This window comes from Kitasatospora sp. NPDC101155 (assembly GCF_044768305.1).
In the GTDB taxonomy this organism is placed as follows: Bacteria; Actinomycetota; Actinomycetes; order Streptomycetales; family Streptomycetaceae; genus Kitasatospora.
In genome coordinates, this window is sequence record NZ_JBIWPN010000114.1 from 1 (window position 1) to 6,599 (window position 6,599).

5 protein-coding genes are annotated in these 6,599 nt (G+C 69.3%); 1 reads left to right on the forward strand and 4 read right to left on the reverse strand.

The features are described from left to right. The 4 genes from ACIRYZ_RS46005 to ACIRYZ_RS46020 form a co-directional block, all read right to left on the reverse strand. The coding region (locus ACIRYZ_RS46005; protein WP_402955589.1) for a transposase at window positions 1–144 on the reverse strand (144 nt) is incomplete at its 3' end. Window positions 145–601: 457 nt separating this feature from the next. Then, window positions 602–1,750 carry an RICIN domain-containing protein gene (locus ACIRYZ_RS46010; protein WP_402955580.1) on the reverse strand — a complete coding sequence of 383 codons (1,149 nt, stop codon included), beginning with the start codon at window positions 1,748–1,750 and terminating at the stop codon, window positions 602–604. A gap of 899 nt (window positions 1,751–2,649) precedes the next feature. Beyond that, window positions 2,650–4,128 carry a replication-relaxation family protein gene (locus ACIRYZ_RS46015; protein WP_402955592.1) on the reverse strand — a complete coding sequence of 493 codons (1,479 nt, stop codon included), beginning with the start codon at window positions 4,126–4,128 and terminating at the stop codon, window positions 2,650–2,652. Window positions 4,129–4,181: 53 nt separating this feature from the next. Continuing rightward, window positions 4,182–5,774: an IPT/TIG domain-containing protein gene (locus ACIRYZ_RS46020; RefSeq protein WP_402955583.1), complete on the reverse strand. Its 1,593-nt coding sequence runs from the start codon at window positions 5,772–5,774 to the stop codon at window positions 4,182–4,184. A 414-nt stretch (window positions 5,775–6,188) separates the two neighbouring features. Here ACIRYZ_RS46020 and ACIRYZ_RS46025 point away from each other — a divergent pair. Further along, window positions 6,189–6,599: hypothetical protein (locus ACIRYZ_RS46025; protein ID WP_402955586.1), on the forward strand; the 411-nt coding region annotated here is incomplete at its 3' end.

Consider the following 6,599-nt stretch of genomic DNA (forward strand, 5'->3'; position numbering starts at 1 on the left):
GGTCGAGGAGGCCACGAACTGCTGGAGCTGCTGGTGGTCCACGCCCAGGCGCTCGGCCATCGGCTGCATCGACTTGCGCTTGCCGTCCAGCATCAACCCGCGTAGGTACAGCTCGCCCTTGGCCCGCTGGTCCCGACGGGCCAGCGGGCCAGCGGGCCAGCGGGCCGAGCATCTCGGCGGCGAAGGCCTCCAAACGCGGCCGAACCTCTTCCATCTCCTCAGGTGTCACACCTGAAAGAAGATCACAGCCTATCCAGTGACGATCACTTGGGGTACCTAACAAAGCCCTACTAGGTGGCGGAGTGGTGGCGGCCGGCCAGGTCGAGCAGGCAGCCGAAGATCAGGGCGCCGTTGGGCTCCCAGTCCCGGGCGAGGGTGTCCACCTCTTCCCAGGAGCCGGGTTCGTTGATGACGACGGTGGCCAGGGCTCGCAGGTCGCGGCGGGCGTCAGTTCGAACTCTGGTGGCCGCTGTCCGGCCTGGACAACGGCTCCATGCCCTGGTGGGAGCTGACCGGCACCAAGCCCGACCAGCACTGAGTTCGAATGTCGTCGGCCCGGCAGCGGGGGCTGCCGGGCCGACAATGTGGTCTCACGTGGGTGTTACTGCAGCTTCCACTGCTGGGACCAGTCGCCGTTGCAGGTCCAGACGCCCAGCGGCTTGGCGCTCTCGTCGAAGGTCAGGCAGTCCTGGTCGGTGACGCTGATCTGGACGGTGCCGCTGCTGGCCGTCGCGAGCTGCCACTTCTGGTTGTCGGCGCCGGTCCATGGGCGGGTCTCGGCCAGGTAGCTGGAGGTGTTCTCGGTGAGCGCGAGGCCGGAGACGGCGCTGGTGATGCGGTAGCGGCCGTCGCCGACCGGGGTCAGCTCCCAGCCGGAGTTGCGGTTGGCGGCGTCTCCGGCGACGACCGTCGAGCCGGCCGAAGTGCCGGTGATCAGTGGGCTGTTGCCGTTCTTCACCTTCGGGTGGATGGTCTTTCCACCGTGCGCGGGGATGCCGGGCGTTCCCGGCGTGCCGGGGGGTATCGGGGTGCCGCCGCCCTTGGGGACGCCGGGGGTGATCGGGATGCCGGGCGTTCCCGGCGTGCCGGGGGGTACCGGGGTGCCGCCGCCCTTGGGGACGCCGGGGACGGCCCGGGAGGGGAAGTGGATGACGCGGTACGGGTAGTTGCAGGGCACCCCGTGGGCGCAGACTCCCCGGCGGGTCTTGGTCTGGTCGTCGTCCTGGCCGACGAAGGACCAGTTCATGTACCCGCCGTCGCCGTAGTTGGTGAAGGTCGAGTCGCCCGCGAACACCCAGATGCGGAAGTCGTCGTAACCGGAGGGATCGGTCGTCCCGGGGGTGAAGTAGTGGTGGAGCCGGACGGTCGTGTCGACCAGGACCCCGTTCATCTTCGCGTCGTACGAGTTGTGGAACATGAGGGTGTCCCACATGTCGGTGCCGTCGTACTTGAAGACCATCACGTTGTAGCCGGGTGCGGTGGCGGCCAGCGCGCTCGCCGTGCTCTGGGTGAAACGGGCGTTGTCCGACTTGGCGATCTCGGCCGCGTTCCCGGCGAGGCGCAAAGTGTCGAAGATCGAGCTGATCAGGGCGGTGGTGCAGTTCCCGCCGGCCGGAGTCGACTGGCCTTCGCAGTCGCTTGCCGAGGCCTGCTGCGGAGCGGCCAGCAGGCCGGCCGTGGCGAGGGCCGGGAGGAGTATCGCCGCCATGGCACGTCGGCGGAGGCCGGCCTTGCCGAGAGAAGCACGCATGCTGAAACAACCTGTCCTTGACAATGGAATGGAGCCGCGCACGACGCCTTGACGTTCGTGCGCAGAGACGAGGACGCTATTCGACGCGCGCTATTCAGTGGACCGGATGATCGCGATCCTTGACAATCTCCTGATACCTGACGGGTGTCGATCCACATTCAACGTGTCGTGCGGTTCGTTCGGTTCATTCAGGGGAGATATCGGAGCAGTCGACGCAGTTGTCGTCACGGAGCCGCAGGGCTGGTGGGTTCGGCGATCGTCCGGGCCTGAGAGGGCGTTTGAAGTCGACGGATTGCCGTTTATGTCCTCGTAGGTTCCTCGCCAGGCAGCCAGCGCCCGGACGACGACGGACCAGCAGGTCTGGACGGCGGCCTGCGGGCGGCGGCCCCGCCCCGGACAGCGGCCAGCACACGGCACCAGGACGGGGCGGCACGACCCGGACGACGGGCCCGGACGGCGGCAGGAGGGCACGCCCCGACCGGCAGCGCCCGGACGGCGACGGAGGAGCAGCGGCAGCGAGGTGGCGGCGGGACGGCCCGGCCGAGCCCCGGCAGAAACCGAACACCGACCCCGCCAACACCCCACACCCGGCCATTCCAACCCGAATTCAGAACACCACCGGAAAATCAACCAGAAAAACCAAAGACGAGAAATACACGCCGAACTACCGGGCGAAACACCCACCAACCCGCCGAGCACCCCCGACCCCACCCACCACCACACACAGTCACCACACCCCACCCCCGCCAACCCCCGCCACCACCCCCAACAGGTCCAACAGGTCCAACAGGTCCAACAGGTCCAACAGGTCCAACAGGTCCAACAGGTCCAACAGGTCCAACCAAAGGTCCAGACAACCCAGCGTGCGAGGCCAAAACACGCCCACAACCACCAACAGGTCACACCCGGCGGCCCCTCGCCGGGTAGAGCTTCGCGTGCAGCACGCGCTCCTCCCACCACGGATCGTCCGGGGCTGAGACCAGCGCGGCCACCAGCTCGCGCTTGGTCGGGACCGGCAGCACCAGTGGGCCCAAGTCCTTTGCGGCGCGGGCCTGTACGCACTCGGGGCACTCCAACCGGTCCGGCCGGGCCTTCTCCCGCAGCTCCAACTTCGAGCCCTCCTTCCCCCCGCTCGAGCCCCGGCACGCCCAGCACGGGCGCAGCGCGGCGTTGGCCGTACGGGCGGCCTCCAGCTGTTCTTCGGCCTCCCGTTCCAGGCGCTCCTCGCGGTCCTGGTGGCAGGGCCAGCAGCGGCCACCCGGGCGGCGGGTCCACTCGACCTGTCCCTGGCGGCCGTACTCCCAGGTGCTCTCCTCATCGGGAACCTCGCCGCAGTCGATGCAGACCAGGGAGTCCATCAGCTCCTGGTGGGCCTTGTGCTCCTCGTCCTCGCGGGCGGCCTGGCGCAGGTCATAGGCGGCCCGGTTGTTCGGGTTCTCCAGCGCCTCGATGAGGGAGTGCCGGCCCGAGCGGCGGAAGCGCCACCACACCGGCCCGAGCGGCCCGTGCTCGGCCAGTAGCTCCAGCGTGGTCGCGACGATGGGAACGGCGTCGTCGTACTCGCGCCAGCCGTCGTCGTTGTAGTCGCGGACCTGCCTGCACCACCGGCCGCGCCAGCAGTCGGCGGACAGGTCCGCGACGGCCTGCTGCCGGTTGGCCAGCGCGACCGGTCCGGCGTCGGTGACGACCAGGGCGACGGGCGGGTACCCGGGCCGGGTGTGGCCGGGGTAGGCCCGGCGCCACCAGTGTACCGTCCGGTCAGCTGGTTCCCGGTCGGCGAGGGCGGGGTCGTTGTCGCGGACCTTGGTGCGGAACAGCTCGCGGTAGCGGGGGAACTTCGCGGCGACGTCGGCCGGGGCCATGGTGGAGCGGTCGACCTCGACCATCAGGACCGGCACCCCGATCTGAGGGGCCTGCCACACGCCGTCCGGGCGCACCTTGCGCTTGCCGCCGGGCAGCAGGAACTCGGTCTCGGTCGACCAGGAGCGCACCGTGCCGACCCCGCCCGCGGCTCCGGGCGCGGTGCCGCCGAGGACGAACGCGAGCACGGTCTCGTTGACCGCCATCGCATGCTGCGCACCCGAGCGCCCGGCGCCCCGGGCCGTGCCGCCCATCTCCGAGCGGACCATCCCGAGCACCACGGCAGCAGCGTCCAGCCCGGCCGCGCCCTCCAGCCGCCACGTCTTGTGCCGCTCCCGGGTGTTGCCGTCCGAGGCGACCAGGCCGTGCAGCGCGAGATCGCCCAGCGCCTGCCTCACCGCCTTGTTCGACGCCGCCCCGGGACGCAGCAGTCCGTCTTCCGGACGGGCACCACCGCTTATGACGGTGTCGCGGAGCTGCTGTCCTGGCCCGCCCGCCTCGACCTCGCAGCGGGCCAGGCCCTCGCGTTGCGAGTGGTGGCGAGGCGGCTCGGGAGCCTACGGACGTGAGGTCAGATGTTGGGATCGGCGGTGTAGGTGAATGTTCCGGCAGAGGTGCCGCCAGGGCCCGTGATGATGACGTCGACGGTGCCGTCGGCTCCGCTGGGCGGGGCGGTGGCGGTCAGGGTGGTGTCGGAGACGACCTCGAACGGTGCCCGGATGCCGTTGAAGGTGACCTGGTCGGTGAATGCGAGGCCGGTGCCGGTGATGGTCACCTGGGTGCCGCCGGTGGTCGGTCCGGCGTTGGGGCGGACGCCGGTGACGGTGGACGGGTCAACGTAGGTGTAGGACAGCCCGTCGGTGGTCCCGCCGGGGGTGGTCACGGTGACGGCGGCACCGCCCGGCGCCGGGGCACCGGCGGCCCTGACGGTGATCTGGGTGTCGGAGACGGTTTGGATGACGGCTCGGGTGGGGCCGAAGTACACGTCGATGGCTCCGGCGAGGTTGCGGCCGGTGATGACGATCTCCTGGTCGCTGCCTGCGACGGGGCCCGCGACGGGGCTGATGTCGGTGAGGGCGGGGACCGGTGTGTAGTAGAAGGATCCGAGGGTGCCGGTGCCGCCCGGGGTGGTGACCGTCACGGGGACGGCACCGGATCCGGCGGGGGTGAGGACGGTCATCGACGTCGTTGTGTTGGCGGTGATAACTGCCTGGGCGGTACCGAAGTGCACGGCGGTGGCGTTGGCCAGGTTGTGGCCGGTGAGAGTCACGGTGGTCTGCCCTCCCGTGGACCCGTGGCCGGGGATCACGGTCGTCGCCACATCGCTGACGTTATTTGCAGGCGCGTTGGTCACGTAGGCGTGCGTACCGTCGGGGAAGACCGCGATAGCGGTGGGGCCGCCTCCCACGCCGATGTTCTCGACGACGGTGTTGGTGGCGGTGTCGATCACACTCACCGTGCCCGGGCCAGAGTTCGCCACGTACGCGTGGGAGCCGTCCGGGCTCACTGCCACGAAGCGCGGCTGGGCGCTGACACCGACGACGGCAGTGACCGTGTTCGTTGCGGTGTCGATCACGCTCACCGTGGAGTTGCCGACGCTGGTGACGTAGAGGTGAGCCCCGTCGGGGGTAAGCCCCAGCAGGATGGGGACAGGACCGACGGTGATCGTGGCGGTGACGGTGTTGGTGGCGGTGTCGATCACGCTGACGGTATTCGAGGCGAGACACGCGACGTAGGCGCGTGTCCCGTCCTGGGTAATGACCAGGCCGGTCGAGCCGTCCCCGACGGTGATGGTGGCGGTGACGGTGTTGGTGGCGGTGTCGATCACGCTCACCGTGTTCGTGGTCTGCCGTGTCACGTAGGCGCGGGCGCCGTCCGGGGTGAGCGCTACGACCGTCGCTCCCGCCCCTACGGCGATGTCCGTGACGATGGCGTTGGAGACGGTGTCGATCACGCTGACGAGACCGTCGTCGTAGACGGTCACATACGCCCGGGTGCCGTCCGGACTGATCGCCACGAAGGTGGGACCGGCCCCCGTGGCGATGGTGGCGGTGACCGTGTCGGTGGCGGTGTCGATCACGCTCACCGTGTTCGAGCCCCGGTTGGCCACATACGCACGGGCCGCATCCGGGGTGAGGGCGACTCCCTCCGGTGTGTCACCCACGGGAATGGCGGTCCCTGCCGCGAACGCGGCATCCAACCCGGAGCGACGCGCCTGGGCAGGCAGCAGCGGCGAACGCGATGGAAGGGTGAACATGACACTCCCTGAGGTAGGTGCGGGCGATCTTGTCCCGCACACGGAAATGTCTGCTCCACCGCATGGGCCGGCAGCAGGCAGGCAACCGGCCCAAGACCGGACCGGCGAAATACACGCAGTGCCAAGTACCCTCCCCATGAAGGCTTTTAACATCCGCTCGATATGTCCGATTTTCCGATGACCGCCTTTCCGGGGCCCAATTCGAGCGCTCGCTGGGCCGCGATAGCCGTCTCGGCGGCCAGGCTTGTCACCGCGCAGAGAGTCTTGATGGTGGTCTTGCCGGTCTTGCGGGGGCTGCACACGAGGGGGGTGGCGTGGGTCTTGCTGACCACCGACCCCTTCACCGCCGCCGCATCCTGCGCGGACGACTTCACCACCGCAGGCATGTCGCTGGAGTGGGCGCGGATTCTCCTCACGAAAGCCGGAGCCGCCCAGGTGATCGGCCTGACCATTGGAAAGTACCGCAAGCCCCACACCTTCTACATCCCGCGGCCCGGCGTGGTCATCGACCCGTACACGACGAACAAGGTGGCCCCAGCCGACTTCCAGACGTCCGACCGATCTCCTGGCTTCGGCACCGGCCCCCCTCGCCCCACCCTAAGCGGCCGGCACCAGCCGGACGCGAGAGAAGAAAAGGGGCTCTTCTGCTGGATCCGTGGGTGTGGTCACGCGAGTTGGCGGCGGGGCAGGGTCGGGCGGTTGCCGCCGAGGCAGAGCATGACGAGCGCGATG

What these genes read in the sequence shown, in the direction of transcription:
- ACIRYZ_RS46010 (WP_402955580.1), bottom strand. Translation starts at nt 1,750, where the DNA reads ATGCGTGCTTCTCTCGGCAAGGCCGGCCTCCGCCGACGTGCCATGGCG.